15 protein-coding genes are annotated in these 15,650 nt (G+C 67.9%); 2 read left to right on the plus strand and 13 right to left on the minus strand.

The window, feature by feature from the left end; all coding sequences use genetic code 11:
- Positions 1-9: 9 nt before the first annotated feature.
- The 7 genes from WS57_RS01145 to WS57_RS01175 all read right to left on the minus strand — a co-directional run bounded on the left by WS57_RS01145 (position 10) and on the right by WS57_RS01175 (position 7,016).
- Positions 10-918: a heme/hemin ABC transporter substrate-binding protein gene (locus WS57_RS01145; RefSeq protein WP_069243635.1), complete on the minus strand. Its 909-nt coding sequence runs from the start codon at positions 916-918 to the stop codon at positions 10-12.
- Positions 915-2,006 carry a hemin-degrading factor gene (locus WS57_RS01150; protein ID WP_059519217.1) on the minus strand — a complete coding sequence of 364 codons (1,092 nt, stop codon included), beginning with the start codon at positions 2,004-2,006 and terminating at the stop codon, positions 915-917. The genes WS57_RS01145 and WS57_RS01150 overlap by 4 nt, the downstream gene beginning before the upstream one ends.
- Positions 2,007-2,055: 49 nt before the next feature.
- Complete coding sequence (locus tag WS57_RS01155) at positions 2,056-4,323, minus strand: TonB-dependent hemoglobin/transferrin/lactoferrin family receptor (RefSeq protein WP_059519219.1); 2,268 nt, start codon at positions 4,321-4,323, stop codon at positions 2,056-2,058.
- A 241-nt stretch (positions 4,324-4,564) separates the two neighbouring features.
- Positions 4,565-4,792 carry a hypothetical protein gene (locus WS57_RS01160; protein ID WP_059519221.1) on the minus strand — a complete coding sequence of 76 codons (228 nt, stop codon included), beginning with the start codon at positions 4,790-4,792 and terminating at the stop codon, positions 4,565-4,567.
- Positions 4,793-4,873: 81 nt separating this feature from the next.
- On the minus strand, positions 4,874-5,257 hold the full coding sequence (locus WS57_RS01165; protein WP_040130900.1) for a DUF6232 family protein: 384 nt from the start codon (positions 5,255-5,257) through the stop codon (positions 4,874-4,876).
- A 124-nt stretch (positions 5,258-5,381) separates the two neighbouring features.
- The gene (locus WS57_RS01170) at positions 5,382-5,642 is read right to left on the minus strand and encodes a DUF2866 domain-containing protein (protein ID WP_040132008.1); all 261 of its coding nucleotides are present in this window, start codon (positions 5,640-5,642) and stop codon (positions 5,382-5,384) included.
- Between the two features lie 210 nt (positions 5,643-5,852).
- Entirely contained in the window at positions 5,853-7,016 is a 1,164-nt protein-coding gene (locus WS57_RS01175) for a porin (RefSeq protein ID WP_009693324.1), read from the minus strand.
- A gap of 306 nt (positions 7,017-7,322) precedes the next feature.
- On the opposite strand from WS57_RS01175, the gene WS57_RS01180 reads away from it, so the two are divergent.
- Positions 7,323-8,126, plus strand: coding sequence for a MetQ/NlpA family ABC transporter substrate-binding protein (locus WS57_RS01180; protein WP_040130901.1), 804 nt, complete (start codon positions 7,323-7,325; stop codon positions 8,124-8,126).
- 163 nt (positions 8,127-8,289) lie between these two features.
- On the opposite strand, the gene WS57_RS01185 is transcribed toward WS57_RS01180, so the two are convergent.
- The 3 genes from WS57_RS01185 to WS57_RS01195 form a co-directional block, all read right to left on the minus strand.
- Positions 8,290-9,405: a succinylglutamate desuccinylase/aspartoacylase family protein gene (locus WS57_RS01185; protein ID WP_009690859.1), complete on the minus strand. Its 1,116-nt coding sequence runs from the start codon at positions 9,403-9,405 to the stop codon at positions 8,290-8,292.
- A gap of 246 nt (positions 9,406-9,651) precedes the next feature.
- Positions 9,652-10,434, minus strand: coding sequence for an ABC transporter substrate-binding protein (locus WS57_RS01190; RefSeq protein ID WP_009690858.1), 783 nt, complete (start codon positions 10,432-10,434; stop codon positions 9,652-9,654).
- 227 nt (positions 10,435-10,661) lie between these two features.
- The gene (locus WS57_RS01195) at positions 10,662-11,582 is read right to left on the minus strand and encodes a LysR substrate-binding domain-containing protein (RefSeq protein ID WP_009690857.1); all 921 of its coding nucleotides are present in this window, start codon (positions 11,580-11,582) and stop codon (positions 10,662-10,664) included.
- Between WS57_RS01195 and WS57_RS36735 the strand changes: the two genes are divergently transcribed.
- A complete protein-coding gene (locus tag WS57_RS36735) occupies positions 11,572-11,907 on the plus strand; it encodes a hypothetical protein (protein ID WP_155755098.1) in 336 nt (111 codons plus the stop codon). The two genes, WS57_RS01195 and WS57_RS36735, sit on opposite strands and share 11 nt — an antisense overlap.
- Here the strand turns inward: WS57_RS36735 and WS57_RS01200 are convergent.
- The 3 genes from WS57_RS01200 to WS57_RS01210 all read right to left on the minus strand — a co-directional run bounded on the left by WS57_RS01200 (position 11,883) and on the right by WS57_RS01210 (position 15,605).
- Positions 11,883-13,271 carry an NCS2 family permease gene (locus WS57_RS01200; protein WP_009690856.1) on the minus strand — a complete coding sequence of 463 codons (1,389 nt, stop codon included), beginning with the start codon at positions 13,269-13,271 and terminating at the stop codon, positions 11,883-11,885. The genes WS57_RS36735 and WS57_RS01200 overlap by 25 nt on opposite strands.
- 552 nt (positions 13,272-13,823) lie before the next feature.
- Positions 13,824-14,342 (minus strand): DUF3455 domain-containing protein, encoded by a 519-nt coding sequence (locus WS57_RS01205; protein WP_059519226.1) that lies wholly within the window; start codon positions 14,340-14,342, stop codon positions 13,824-13,826.
- Positions 14,343-14,489: 147 nt separating this feature from the next.
- Positions 14,490-15,605, minus strand: coding sequence for an alkene reductase (locus WS57_RS01210; protein ID WP_059519228.1), 1,116 nt, complete (start codon positions 15,603-15,605; stop codon positions 14,490-14,492).
- Positions 15,606-15,650 lie beyond the last annotated feature (45 nt).

The raw sequence follows: 15,650 nt of genomic DNA on the forward strand, positions 1-15,650 counted from the left end.
GATCCGGAATCAGGCGAGCGCATCCGACAGGCGTCGATGCAGGGTCGTGACGGCGAGCGGCAGGCGCGGGCCGAAGCCGAGCAGGAACAACGCGTCGAGCGACACCACGCGCTGCGCGCGGCCGGCCGGCGTCGCCGCGAAACCGGGCGCGTCGAGCAGTGCGGCACGGCCGCCGACGGCCGCGAGGCCTTCGTCGGAGATCAGCACGACGTCGGGCGCGGCGGCGGCGAGCGCCTCGGTCGTCAGCGGCTTGTAGTGGTCGAAGCCCTGCATCGCGTTGCGCGCGCCCGCGTAGCGGATCATCGCGTCGGCGGCCGTGCGCTGGCCGGCGACGAGCGCCTGGGTGCCGGTGTGGTTCAGCACGAACAGCACGCGCGGCGGCTGCGCGCCGCCCGGCGCGCGGGCGGCCACCGCGTCGCGCGCGGCCTGCCAGTCGCGATCGAAGCGCTGCAGCAGCGCCGTGCCGGCGTCGCGCACGTCGAGCGCCTGGGCGACGCCGGCGATCTTCGCGCGCACCGAGTCGACGTCGTGCCGTTCGTCGAAGGTCGTCACCGTGACGCCTGCGCGCCTGATCTGCGCGATCGCGGCCGGCGGCCCGGCTTCCGCCGACGCGAGCACGAGGTCGGGCCGCAGCGACAGCAGTCCCTCCGCCGACAGCGCGCGCTGGTAGCCGACCTTCGGCAGGCGCTTCGCCGCATCGGGATAGGTGCAGGTCGTGTCGGCGCCGACCAGCCGGTAGCCGCGCGTGTCGGTGCCGCCGAGTGCGAACGCCGTTTCGGCGAGCGCGCCGCCGATCACGACGACGCGCTTCGGCGCGGCCTGTGCGAGCGCGCGGCCGGACAGCGCGCCCGCGACTGCCCCGGCGAGCGCGCCGGCCAGCACCGCGCGCCGCCGCGGATCGAACGAACCGGCGCTCACCGTGCGTCTCCGCGCGCTGCCGGCGACAGCGTCGCGACGAGCGCACGCCAGTCGTCGCGCTCGGCCTTGCCGGGCTTGCGTTCGCCGAACAGCAGCGCGACGTGGTCGCCCTGGCGGTCGAACAGTTCGAGCGACGTGACGATGCCGTCGCTGGTCGGCTTCTTCACGACCCACGCGGCGGCGATCATGTCCTCGCGCACATGCAGGTTGAAGCCCGGATCGAGCACGTTGATCCACGCGCCGACCTCGCGCACGTTCGCGACCGGCCCCGTATGGATCTGGATCATCCCCGCATTGCCGACGAACACCATGATCGGCTGGCCGCTTTGCGCGGCCCGTTCGAGCACGTGGCGCAGCGCATGCGCGGTTTCGACGGGATACGCGTATTGCGGATCGGCGAGGCGCAGCGCCTGCATGCGGCTGACGCCGAAGCGCTGCGTGATGCCGAAGAACTGATGCGTGTCGGTCATCGCGCCCCAGGCGGCGCGAAACCCCGCGACGTCGATGTCGCTGTCCGCGCGTTCGGGCTGCTTCGATGCGGCCGGCACCACATCGAGGCCCGGCTCCTGCGACGCCGCGCGCCAGCGCGCGACGAACGCGTCGTATGCGGCGTGATCGCTGTGCGCGCGCAGATAGACCTTGTGAATCGCGTGGCCCTGCGCATCGAAGAACTGCAGGCTCTTCAGCGGGCCGTGCGGCGTCTCGTCGCGCACCGCGAATGCCGACACCCAGTGCCGGTAGAAGATGCGCAGGTCGATGTCGCCGAGCGCGAGGCCGATCGGGCCGTCATGGCTCATCTGCGCGTATTCGCCGTCCTTCTCGTGGACGGCCGCGTCGTTGCGCGTGAGCGCCATCACGCGGCCGAGGCGCGGCATTTCCTCGAACATCTGCGGAAAGCGCGCATCGAGCCGCACCACGTGTTCGCCGACGAACGCGGCGAGCGCTTCGCCTTCGCTGACGCCGAGCGCCTGCGCGACATCGCGGTTGCGCAACTGGCGCTCGGCCTTGAGCTTGACGAACGCGTCGCGCAGCGCGGCGGCCGCGCGGGCCGGCGTGGCCGCTTGGGCGGGAAGGGCGGATTGCATCATGTCGGACTCCTTCAGGTGACGAAAGGGTTGGAAGCGCGGGCGGCGTGCATCAGAAATCCACCTTCATGCTGACGGCGACCGTGCGTCCGGGCGAGGTATAGGCGTCGAGCACGCGCGAATCGGCGGCGATGCCGCGTACGTCCGACCAGTTCCAGTACTTGCGGTCGAACAGGTTGCGGATGCCGATCGTCGCGCTGACGTGCTTGTTGAAGCGGTAGCCGCCGCGCAGGTCGACGACGAGCGACGACGGCGGCGCGAAGCAGGCCTTGTTCGAGCAGTCGGACCTGTCGATGTCCTTGTCGCGCTTCGCGGCCTGGAACAGCAGGTCGGTCTGCACGAACCAGCGCTCGGTCGGCTCGTAGCGCACGCCGAACACGGCCGAGAACGGGTTGACCGTGTTGAGCGGCTGGCTCGCCGCGCCGTTGTTCTGCGTCGAGCCCCTCGTGAACGCCATCGCCGTCTTCAGCGTGATGCCGTTGGGCATCACCCATTCGGCGCGACCTTCGAGGCCGTGGATGCGCGCGTCGGCGAAGTTCACGTACTGGAACACCGACGGGTCGGTCGGCCGGCCGCTGCCGGAGATCGTGGTGCGCGCGATGAAGTTGCGGTAGCGGCCCGTGAACGCGGCGGCGCTGTAGCGCACGACGCCGTAGCCGGTGCCGGCCTTGCCGCGCAGGCCCGCCTCGAACGTGTCGCTGGTCTCGGGCTTTAGGTTCGGGTTGCCGATCGACGTATAGCCGTACACCGGGTTCGAGAAGCTGCTGTTGACCTGGTCGGGCGTCGGCGCGCGGAAGCCGTGCGCGTACTGCACGTACGGAATCAGCGCGGGCGTGATCTCGTACAGCACGGCGACGCGCGGCGACAGTTCGTTCGCGCTCGTCGACACGGCGGTGCCGGTAAACAGCGGATCGTTCGCGGCCGGGCTCAGCCGGTACGTGTCGAAGCGCAGGCCGGGCGTGACGAGCAGGCGGCCGTAGCCGATCTGGTCCTGGACGAACGCGCCGAACAGCGTGTAGTCGGTGTCGGGGAACGCCTTGTTCGGGAACGATTCGCCGACGCCCGGCACGGTGCCGTCGCGCAGGTTCGTGACGCGCGACAGGCTGCCGTCGACGCCGTACAGCAGCTTGTGCGCGAACGGGCCTGTCGAGAAGCCGCTTTCGGCGAACGCGGAGCCGCCGAACGTGCGCTCCCGGTACTGGTTGTCGCGCGAGCGCGAGGGCTGCGAGCGGCGCGTCTCGAACGCGTACTGGTCCTGCGTCGCTTCCTGGTAGTAGAACTGGACGTGCGCTTTCTGGAACCAGCGGAACGCGTCGTCGCGGAAGTCGTAGTCGACGCTGAAGCGGTTGCGTTCGAGCCGGTCGCTCGTGGTGAGGCCGAGCGTGGTCGGCGGATTGATCGCGGACAGCACGTCGGTGCCGACGCGCCGCTGCACCGTTTCGGCGGTGAACCGGATCGTGTCGCGCGCGGTGGGCGTCAGCACGAGCTTGCCGAGCAGCGATTCGGAATAGACGTCCTGCGGATTCGAGGTCGTGCGCAGCGTGCTCGCCGAGTTGTTGTCGCCGCGCGTGTCGACTTCGTGGCCGCGCCGGCCGTCGGCGATGATCATTCCCTGCACGCGATCGTTGCCGCCTGCGGCCGATACGGTCGCGCCGATGCTGCGGTCGGTCGAGTCGTAGCTCGGCCGGAACGAGAAGTACACGGGCTTGCCGTAGATCGACAGCAGGTCCTTCGGATCCTTGGTGATGAAGTTCACCGCGCCGGTCAGGCCGTCGCTGCCGTAAAGCGCCGAGGCCGGGCCGCGCAGGATCTCGATGCGCTTCAGCATGTCGAGATCCGCGTAATCGCCGCGGCCGGCTTCGAGCGGGCCGAACGAGAACGCGCTCGGCAGGCGGATGCCGTCCTGCATCAGCAGCACGCGATTGCCTTCGAGGCCGCGGATGTTGATGCTCGAATCGCCGTCGCGGCCGCCGCCGAGCGCGGCGCTGCCGGGCCGGTACGCGGTGCGGCGTACGGTGACGCCGGGCTCGTAGCGCAGCGCGTCCTTGATGTTGGTGGCCTGCTGTTCCTCGAGATCGTCGTCGGTGATCACCGACACCGACGCGGCCGTGCGGCTCGCGGACGTGGCGGTGCGGGTCGCCGTGACGGTGACGGGGTCGAGCAGCGCGGCATCGGCGCGCGCGACGATCGAGGTGGAGGCGGGCGTGGCGCCCGACGGCGACGAAGGCGACGAATCGGCGTGAGCCGTGGCGGCGGACAGTCCGAACGCGCCGAACAGCGCGGCACAGATCGGCCGCCGCGCCAGCGAATAGCAATGCACAGGTGGTCTCCCATGGTTGAAACAAGCCCGAAGGCTGGCTGGGCGACGCGTTCACCTGGCTGGCCCGTGCGCGCGGCATGCGGCGCACGGCGAATTGAAAGGCAACTGATAACTTTGCCAGTGTAAATGAGAATTATTATCGATACAAGCGACATGCTGCGCAGCGGGCGGCCGAGCGCCTGCATGCGCGGCGCTCGCCAGTCGCGCGCGCAAATTCGGGAAAAGGCGTGGCGGCGCTGCGCTAGGCCAGCGATTCGATGCGGATCAGCAGATTGCGGGCGTGGGACACGAACGCGTCGTGCGTGTCGCGATCGCTGCGGCGTTCGAGACCGGCCTGTTCAGCAAACGCGAGTTGCTCGGCGTAGAGATCGACGAGTGCGCGGCGGGCATCGGGGGACAGCGCGCGGATCATCGAGACGAGCAGCAGCTCCTGTGCGCGGAGCATGCCGGACAGCGATTGAGCGTTCATGCCGACCTCCTCGGGCGATGCGGCGGCGGGCCGCTCTCTCCATACTAGGCGGTCGGTGCGTGCGATGCAGGCGAAGCGGCGTCAGCCGGCGGCAGTCGCGGCCTGCGCATCGCGCACGACCTGCGCGACGCGTTCGACGAACTCGGCGTCGACGCTCGACAGCGCTTCGCGCTGGCCGTCGGGCATCTCGACCATCAGCCGGTAGGTGACGTCCTGCGTCGTCCAGGCGAGATAGCCGACGACGACCAGCATCACGCCGGCGACGAGCGCCGCGCTCGACGCGCCGATGCCGCCCGCGACGGCGGTGCCCGCGCCGATCAGCGAGATCAGCGACGGCACGATACGGTTTTTCGGGATCTTGACGACGTCGACGCGGCGGATGTCGCGCAGCGGAAAGACCTGGCCGGCGACCGACAGGCCGTTGCGCGTGAGCATCACGCCGCGTTCGTTGAAAGCGTTTTCCATCGTGTGTTGCGTGGACGAAAACGCGCAGCGTAGCAGACTTCGGGGAGGGATCAAACGGGACCGAGTGCCGCACGCGGCGTGCGGGCCGGCCCCGTTGCGGGACGGGGAAACTCGGACAGCGCGGTCAGAACTGCAGCCGGCCGTCGCCGTACAGCCGGCCCGGCACGTGCGACGCGACGACCTCGGCGATTTCCTCGTCGGTCGATTCGGCCGGCACGATCTGCCGTCGCGCGGGCGCGTCGAGGTGCATCGTCCATTCGACGAGCCGGTACGGACGCCCCCACGGGCGCTGCATTTCGACGGACACGCGGCAACTCTGCACGGGCAGCGAGTGCTCGCGGGTCAGAATCGTATGCAGATGGCTGAAAACGGTATCTTCGATCATCATGGCTTCCGATCCTGTCTTGTTATGGGCAACCGATGGCGGTGCCGTCGGGTTCTCAAAAAAAAAGCCGCCGGTGCTCAGGCGGCCAACAGGGGGGGTGAGTGCATCGTCTCAGCCCAGAATTAAGCGAAACTTAAAAGCCCATAAAAAAGCGCCCCGCGTGGAGCGGGGCGCTTCTTGCCGTCGTGATCCGCGTGTTAAGCGAATGCTTTAGAACTTGTGGCGGATGCCGACGCGAGCGGCGATCTGGTTCGTCGAACCGGTGCCCGACGTATTGAAGTAGCTCGTGCTCGAGCCGATCTGCGCCTGCACGTTGTTGCCCGACGCCTTCTGCAGGACGACGAGGCCGTACACGTCCGTGCGCTTGCTGAGCGCGTAGTCGAGTGCGAAGTTGCCCTGGTTCCAGTGCGCCGAGTTGCCGCTTTGCGTCGCGTTCGTGTACGTGTAGCCCGCTGCCGCCGACAGGGCCGGCGTGATCGCGTACTTCAGGCCGCCTTCATACGCGTTGTAGAACGTGCCCGACGCGCCAGCCGCGACCGGGGTGAACTGCGTGCGCGTCCACAGCAGCCATGCGGTTGCCGGGCCCCACACGTAGCGGCCGCCGACGCCATACGAGCGCAGGTCGCGGATGTTGCCCGTGCTGATGTTCGCGATCGTCGTCGAGAACGCCGTCGGCGAAGCCTGGCTCGGGAAGCGGATGTCCGTGTAGGCCGCGCCCAGGGCGAACGGGCCGTTCGCGTAGTTCAGGCCGAAGCTGTATGCGCGCGACGAGCCTGCCGTCGTCGTGGTGCCGGTCGTCGTCGCCGGCGCGCCTGCGAAGTCGGTCGAGTTCGAGAAGCCGTACATCGCGCCGAACGTGAAGCCGGAGTAGTTCGCGCTCTGGAACTTCACGGCGTTGCTGATGCGGCTCGACGTCAGCTGGTCGACGTCGTTCACGTGGTACGCGTAGTTGCCCGCGACCGTGTTGCCGCCGGTCGAGTAGTTCGACCCGAGGATGTCGGTCGAGAACGAGTACTGGCGGCCGAAGGTGACCGTGCCGTACTGGCTCTGCGACAGGCCGACGTAGGCCTGGCGACCGAAGATCGAGTTGCCCTGGCCGAGTGCGCCCGTGCCGCTGTTGAAGCCGTTTTCGAGCACGAAGATCGCCTTCAGGCCGCCACCGAGGTCTTCGGTGCCGCGCAGGCCCCAACGGCTGCCCTGGGCGACGCCGTCGTCGTACTTGAACAGCTTGCTGCTGCCGCCGGTTGCGTTCTTGCTGTGGTTCACGTAGCTGATACCGGCATCGATGACGCCGTACAGGGTGACGCTGCTTTGTGCGTGAGCCGTGCCGGCGGTGGCTGCCAGGATGGCGATGGTCAACAGTTTCTTGTTCAAAGGATTCTCCGAGCGAATGAATGGCGTGTCCAGTTGCGGTTCCGGCGCTCTCTGCGGGCGCTTTCACGGACCGGCCGCAACTTTATCGGCGGGCCACGTAATGAATGTGACAGCCTCTGTCATATGACGAATGTGTGGTGCCGATGCGACACTGAATGATGCCCGGTTGCGCCATCGGGGGTTATACCGAATTCGCCTGTCGTTTGATCTGGCCGTGGAATATGCACATGAAATAAGCTTGGTTGGTGCCGTTTCCGCCCCGTGCCACGATGCGCGCTTCCACAACGATACGGGACAGAGGACACCATGCGACGCTCGATCTTGACCAGCCTTGCCGCGCTCGGCGCGGTGCTCGCCTTCGCGGCACCCGGCGCACACGCCGATCCGACGCTGAAGATCGGCACGATGAGCGGCCCCGACGCGCAGATCTGGACCGAGGTGACGAAGGTCGCCGCGCGCGAGGGCCTTGCGATCAAGGTCATCGAGTTCAACGACTACGTGCAGCCGAACGCGGCGCTCGACGCGGGCGACCTCGACGCGAACGGTTTCCAGCACCAGCCGTTTCTCGACAGCCAGATCAAGCAGCGCGGCTACAAGATCGTCAACGTCGGGCTGACCTACACGGCGCCGATGGGCTTCTATTCGAAAAAGATCAAGTCGCTCAAGGACTTGCCGGTCGGCGCGAAGGTCGGGATCCAGAACGACCCGTCCAACGGCAACCGCGCGCTGCTGTTGCTGCAGAAATACGGCGTGATCAAGCTGAAGGCGGGCGCCGGCACGAACGGCGTGAACGCGACGCCGCTCGACGTCGCGGAGAATCCGAAGAAGATCCGGATCGTCGAGCTCGACGCCGCGCAGCTGCCGCGCGCACTGCCCGATCTCGACGCCGCGTCGATCAATACCGACTACGCGGTGAAGGCGGGGCTCACGCCGGTGAAGGACGCGATCGCGATCGAGGATCTGCGCGGGCCTTACGCGAACCTGATCGCGGTGCGCGCGCAGGACAAGGACAAGCCGTGGGTGAAGAAGCTCGTCGCGGCCTATGAATCGGACGACGTGCGCAAGTTCATCGAGCAGAAGTTCGGCGGTGCGATCGTGCCGGCCTTCTGAGCGGCCGCCGCGCGAGCGCGGCTGGCGACGCAGGCTGCAAGGAAAATAAAATCGCCCGCGCAAGCGGGCGATTTTTATTGGCGTGCGGTGGGCGGGCGGCGCGACGTGAGCGCGCCGCAGGCTGGCCGGAACGACAGCCGGCCGCCCGCGCCAGACCGGCCGCTCAGGCCGACAGCAGCGAGCCCGTGCGGATCGGCGTCGCGCCGGCGATGCGCGCGACTTCCATGCCGGCCGTCGCGAAGCGCACGACCTGGCGCGCGTACAGCACGCCCGACACGCTGCTCTTCAGCGTGATCACGCGATCGCTGAGCGGATCGACGATATCGGCCACTTCCTGCCCGGCCTCGATCCACGCGCCGACCGGCGTGCGGAACACCAGCACGCCCGACACCGGCGCGACGAGCGGATCGGTGCCGGCGAGCGGCGTGGCCGGATGCGCGAGCGGCGGCAGCGGCGCCGGCGTGCCGTCGATCATGCCGCGTTCGGTCAGGTATTCGATGATCGCCTGCGCGTCCTTTTCCGCGAGCTCGTACGACACTTCGCGTTCGCTGCGCAGCTCGACCGTGACGGAAATCGAGCCGTTCGGGATCGGGAAGCGATCGCCGAAACGGCTGCGCAGGTCCGACCAGCAGAAGCTGTGGATCTCGTCGAACGGATTGCCGACCGAATTCAGCGCGAGCAGCGACGCCTGCGCGTCGAGATAGCGCGCCAGCGGCTCGACGTCCGCCCACAGGTCGGGATTCGTGTACAGGTGCATCACCGCGTCGCTGTCGCAGTGCAGGTCGAGCACGATGTCGGCGTCGTACGAGAGCTTCTGCAGCGCGAGACGCTGCGACGCGAGTTCGGTGCGCGGCAGCTGCTCGTCGAGCGCCTCGCGCATCGCGGTGCGCACCGCGACGAGGTTGTGCTGCGCGTCGGCCGTGAGCCGCCCTTCGATGCGCGGCAGCACGAGCGCCGCGAGATCGTGGAAGTTGCGGTTGAAGTTCTGCATCGAGCCGAGCTCGAAACGGCCGAGGTGATCGCCGAACACGTGCTGCGACAGGCCGATCGGGTTCGGCACCGGCACGACGACGATCTCGCCGCGCAGCTTGCCGGCCGCCTCGAGCGCGGCGATCTTGCGGCGCAGCAACACGGCGACCAGCATGCCGGGCAGTTCGTCCGCATGCAGCGACGACTGGATGTAGACCTTCTTGCCGCCGCGCGGGCCGTAGTGGAAGCTCGTGATCTGGCGTTCGGTGCCGACGGCGGGGGAAATCAGCGGATGGGTCTGCGTTTGCATGAGAGGGAGCGCGGCGCAGCCGCGAATGATCCGGTGTGCGTGGAAGATCGATTGTACGTTGCCTGCGTCGAACCCATCAAACCGGTTCCGGAACACGCCGATTTCCTTTGAGGATCATCGGGTTGCCGCGAAAAAAATAACGCTGCGGCAGCGCTGCGCCTGCGGGTTTTCCGCGGGTTTCGTCGCGCGTAAACGAAAAAAACGGGCGCCTTGCGGCGCCCGTTCGTGCGGATGCGTATCGCGCGCTTACTTGCCGTAGACGTCGAAATCGAAGTACTTCTTCGCGATCTTGTCGTACGTGCCGTCCTTGCGCATGCCGGCGATCGCGCTGTCGATCTTCGCCTTCAGGTCGGTGTCTTCCTTGCGCAGGCCGATGCCCGCGCCTTCGCCGAGCGTCTTCGGATCGTCGAGGTCCTTGCCGGCGAACGCGAAGTTCGCGCCGCGCGGCGTCTTCAGGAAGCCGATCTCGGCCTGCACCGCGTCCTGCAGCGCGCCGTCCAGACGGCCCGAGATCAGGTCGGCATAGACCTGGTCCTGGTTCTGGTAAGGCACGACGTTCACGCCCTTCGACGCCCAGTACGTCTTCGCATAGGTTTCCTGGATCGTGCCCTGCTCGACGCCGACCGACTTGCCCTTCAGCGATTCGGCCGTCGGCATCAGGCCGGCGCCCTTCTTCGTGACGAGGCGCGTCGGCGTGTTGAACAGCTTCGACGAGAACGCGATCTGCTCCTGACGCGCCGGCGTCATCGACATCGACGACAGCACGCCGTCGAACTTGCGGGCCTTCAGCGCCGGGATCATCCCGTCGAAGTCGTTTTCGATCCACACGCACTTTGCGTTCATGCGGCGGCAGATTTCATTGCCGAGATCGACGTCGAAACCGACCACCTTGCCGTCGGCGCCTTTCGATTCGAAAGGCGGGTAGCTCGCGTCGACGCCGAACCGCACGGTCGTCCAGTCCTTCGCGTATGCGCTGCCGGCCGATACGGCGAGCAGGGCCACGGTCACAGCCGCAAGAATCTTTTTCACTCGGTGACTCCTCGTTTTGTTCGATGGATGCGCGGTTGTGCCGCGCCGTAAGCGTTCGGTCCGGCACGGCTTCGCGTCGGACTGTCCGTTTCGCCCGCCCGATGGGGGCGCGCGACGTGCGGAGATTATCAAGACAAAATACCGGCAGGGCGCCTAGGACATGCCCCGATACCGGGCCCGACGGTGCACGCATGGGTGCATGCAACCGTTCCAGACGGAGCAACGATTCAGCCGAGCGTTTCGTTGACCGCGCGCTGCAGGCAGGCGACGAATTGCGAGACGGCCGGCGTCGGCAGCAGGTCGCGCCGCGCGATGATCGACAGGTCGAAGCGCGGCATGCTTTCGTCGAGTTCGGCCGTGCGGATGCCGAGCGGCGCGACCATTGCCGCGAGCGGGCGCGTGAAGCACGCGATCGCGTCCGAGCGCGCGACGAGCCCGAGCGTCACCGCGAACGACATCGGCGTGCGCAGCAGCCGCTTCGGCAGCGGCAGCCCGCGCGCCTCGAACATCGCGGTCATCACGCTGTGCGGAAACTGCTCGGCGCCGACGGTGACGATCCATTCGGCGTCGAGCAATTCCTCTAACCGGCGCGCATGCGCGAGCGGATGGCCTTCGCGCATCGCGATCGTGAATTCGGTCGACAGCAGCGGCGACTGCGTGAACTCGCGGTCGAGCGCCGGGACGTGGTGCATTGCAGCGATGTCGAGCGTGCCGTTGCGGAGCTGCGCGAGCGCGTCCGGCACCGCGATTTCCTCCAGATGCAGGCTGACGTTCGGCATCGAGCGGCGAAACGCCGTGACCGCGTGCGGCAGCGCGCTCAGCGCGATCGACGGGATCGTGCCGACCGCGACGTGCCCCGACATCTCGCCCTTCACGTGCTCGACGGCTTCGACCGTGCGGCGCATGTCGCCGAGCAGCTGCTCGGCGCGCGGCAGCAGCGCGTGGCCGCACGCGGTCAGCTCGACGCCGCGCACGCTGCGGACCAGCAATTCGGCGTTCAGCGCCGTTTCCAGCTCGCGGATCGTATGCGTGATCGCGGGCTGCGTGACGCCGAGTTCGCGCGCGGCGGCGCGCAGGCTCCGGTGATGCGCGGCGGAGACGAACGCCTGGAGTTGTGCGAGGTTCAGGTGGTTGCGGATGCGGGTCATCGATCGGGTTCGGAGCAGCGGCAGGCCGGGGCGGCGCGAAGAGCGACAGGGTAGCGCGTTGCGCCGGGCGGTGCTGCGCGGAACAAAAATCGCGGGACGATCGTCCCGGCGTGCACGGTGCACGGTCATTGATGAGGATCGCGAAATTGATGCGGGTGCCGGCCGCGCCGGCGCACCGACAAAAAAAGCCTGGAAACTCGCGTTCCCAGGCCTGGAGACCATCAACGACGATGGTGGAGGAGACGATGTCGTCCCGATGCGCGCCGTCCTTCTGCAGGCGACGTCGCGCATGATGCGCGGTCAGATCGCCCAGCCGCCGAGATAGAACACGACGAGCACGGCGGCGATCAGCACGGTGCCGACGTTCAGCTTGCGGAACTCGCCGCTGGCGACGCGGCCGATCACGAGCGTCGAGAAGCCGAGCATGATGCCCGTCACGATGTTCGCGGTCAGCACGATGAACACCGCGCACACGAGGCCCGACATCGCGTCGACCATGTCGTCCATGTGCAGCTTGCTCACGCTGCCGAGCATCAGCAGGCCGACATACATCAGCGCGGGGGCCGTCGCATACGACGGCACGAGGCCCGCGAGCGGCGAGAAGAACATCACGACGAGGAACAGCAGGCCGACCACGGCTGCCGCGAGGCCCGTCTTCGCGCCGGCGGCCACGCCGACGCTCGATTCGATATAGGCCGCTGCCGGTGCGCCGCCGAGGAAGCCGGAGAAGATCGAGCTGACCGAATCGGCAGTCAGCGCGCGGCCGCCGTTGATGATGCGACCGTTCTCGTCGAGCTGGCCGGCCTGTCCCGCGACCGCGCGGATCGTGCCGGTCGCGTCGAACACGGCCGTCATCACGAGCGCGAGCACGCTCGGCAGCACGGTCATCGACAGCGCGCCCTTGATGTCCATTGCGCCGATCAGCGATGCGTGGCCCGGTGCGCTCAGCGACGGCAGCGCAAAGATGCCGCGGTATTTGACCGCCGGGTCGAACGCGAGGCCGATCGCCGAGATCGCGATCACGACCAGCAGGATGCCGCCCGGCACGCGACGCTTTTCGAGGCCGAAGATCGCGGCGAGGCCGACGACCGACATGATGACCGGGAACGCGGTGATCTGGCCGAGCGATACCGGCAGGCCGGCGCCCGGGTTCTTGATCACGAGGCCGACGTCGTTCGACGCGATCAGCAGCAGGAACAGGCCGATGCCGATCCCGGTGCCGTGCGCGACGCCGGCGGGCAGGTTGCGCAGGATCCACGAGCGCACGCCGGTGACCGAGATGCCCGTGAACACGAGGCCCATCAGGAACACCGCGCCGAGCGCGACGGTCGGCGACAGCCCCTTGCCGAGCACGAGGCCGAACGCGGTGAACGCGGTCAGCGAGATCGCGCAGCCGATCGCGATCGGCAGCTTCGCCCACAGGCCCATCAGCAGCGAACCGAATGCGGTCGTCAGGCAGACCGCGACGAACACGGCGCTCGTGTCGAAGCCCGCCTTGCCGAACATGCCGGGCACGACGAACACGGAATAGACCATCGCGAGAAATGTCGTGACGCCGGCGACGATCTCACGGCGCTGCGTGCTGCCGCGCGACGAGATGTCGAAATAGCGATCGAGGACTCCCTTGGTGCCGTAGTCCGTTTCTTCCGAGCCGACGTCGATCGTCGGCTGCACCGGGGTATCGCTCATGAGCTTGCTCCTTTATCAGCGTGCTGAAATGGCCCGTTGCGAGCCATCGTCAGGGTTGTCTCGTATCTAGTTGGATTGTCGGCATCGTCGTGGGGACGAAGGACGCGTGATGCGCGCCGCGGAACGCGAGTCGAGGCGACGGCGAGGGTGTCGCGTCGTACGACGTGCTGTGCGGTCGACCCCGTCACGTGTGTGCTTTGCCGTAGCGAAGGTTAGGCGAACGCCGCATCACGTCCCATTGGGCGAAAAGCATGCAGCGCATGTCGCAGCGCTTATATCTGCGTGCAACGGGGCTCTGTCGCGACGACACGCGTGTATACGCCTAGTTCGAATCCGTTAAGGCGACTATTTGAATGTGGCGTCGGCGGCGGCGCGGGATGGAAGGCGGGTGGCGGGCATTACGATTGTCTTTCAGTGTGGCTGGCGGGGGCGGTGCGGAGGGAGATTATCCGTTGTTTGCAACCTGCGTGTGGATGAGGTTGTTGCCGTGCCTCGGGTATAAATAAAGCTCTCCATCGCGGCGTTGCGCTGTCAACGACGCACCGCCGCACGTCACTTCAGAAAAACGTATCGCGCGAAATAGGGAAAGCGGCCGACCGCATGCTCGGTCGAACAGCTCGCTTCCGGCGGCATGCCGCCCGCGGTATCGAGCCGTTGCACGAAGCGCACGCCGGCGAGCGTGCCCGTCGCGGCCGGCGTCGCCGCGAGCAGCAGTTGCGGGATGCTGCCCGCGCGTGCGCCCGGCGCCTCCGCGAGCTTCCTGCCGGTGATGCGGCTGCCGTCGAGCGCTTCCCACGACGGTCCCGCGCCGTGCCGCACGACGAGTGTGCCGCCGGCATCATAGAGCGACGCCTCCGGGCGCTGAAACACCCACGTGAGCCGGTGTCCGGCATCGTACTCGCACGTGTAGATCTGCACGCCGGTGGCGGTCGTCGACAGCACGGGCGCGGCCGATTGCGGCGGCGCGAGGCTGGCCGCTTCGTCGGCCTGCGCGGATACGGAGCAGACCGCCAGCGCGAGGCAGGCCACGGCGGCCGGCAGCGTGTTTCGTTGCGGGGAATGGGTGGGCATGGTGCGGATCCTTTCGAGGGGCGAGGAACGGGCATCGGGGCGTGCCGTAAACGCTAGACCTCGGCCGGCCACACCGCAATTCGGAAATGACGATCGCGACGATAGCCGCCGCGATCGCCGGCCGCACGGCGGGCGCCTGCGGCGTGCTCAGGCTGCAGACTGCACGAGCGTCGGATAGTCGGTCAAGCCCCGCGCGCCGCCGCCGAACAGCGTGTTGCGGTCGTGCGGCGCAAGCGGTGCGCCGCTGCGCAGGCGCTCGGGCAAATCGGGATTCGCGACGAACGGGCGGCCGAACGCGACGAGGTCGGCCCAGCCGGCGGCGATCGCGTCGCGGGCGCGCGCCGCGGTGTAGGCGCCGGCGTAGATCAGCACGCCGGAGTAGGCGGCGCGCAGTTGCTGCTTGAATTCGACCGGCATCAGCGGTGCGTCGTCCCAGTCGGCTTCCGCGATGTGCAGGTAGCCCACGCCGAGTTCGCCGAGCAGTGTCGCGGCGGCGAGATAGGTCGTTTGCGGGTCGTCGTCGACGCAGCCGTTCAGCGTGGTCAGCGGCGCGAGGCGGATACCGACGCGCGAAGCGTCGCCGACGCCCTCGATCAGCGCCTGCGCCACTTCACGCAGGAAGCGCAGCCGGTTGTCGAGCGAGCCGCCGTACGCGTCGGTGCGCGTGTTCGCGTTCGAGTCGATGAACTGGTTCACGAGATAGCCGTTCGCGCCGTGCAGCTCGACGCCGTCGAAGCCGGCCGCGATCGCGTTGCGCGCGGCGGCGCGGTATTGATCGACGATCTCGCGGATCTCGTCGACCGACAGCGCGCGCGGCGCGGACGCCTGCACGAAGCCGGGCGTGCTGCCGTCCGCACCGGCGACGAACACGTTGACGCCCTTTGCCTGGATCGGCGACGACGACACGGGTTGCCGGCCGCCGAGCAGGCTCGTATGGCTGAGCCGGCCGACGTGCCAGAGCTGCGCGAAGATGCGGCCGTGCGCGGCGTGGACCGCGTCCGTCACCTTGCGCCAGCCGTCGACCTGCGCAGGCGTGTGGATGCCGGGCGTCCATGCGTAGCCCTTGCCGAGCGGCGCGATGTAGGTGCCTTCGCTGACGATCAGGCCGGCGCTCGCGCGCTGTGCGTAATAGGCGGCCATCAGGTCGTTGGCTTCGTCGCCGGGCTGGCTTGCGCGCGAACGCGTCATCGGCGGCATCACGATGCGGTTCGGCAGCGTCAGCGCGCCGAGTCGCAGCGGTTGGAAAAGCGGGTCGTGGGTCATCGGAAATGTCCTGTCGGCGCCGCGGCCGGCTGGCCGCGGCTGGGT

Origin of the sequence: Burkholderia pseudomultivorans (assembly GCF_001718415.1) — a bacterium.
Classification (GTDB): Bacteria; Pseudomonadota; Gammaproteobacteria; order Burkholderiales; family Burkholderiaceae; genus Burkholderia; species Burkholderia pseudomultivorans_A.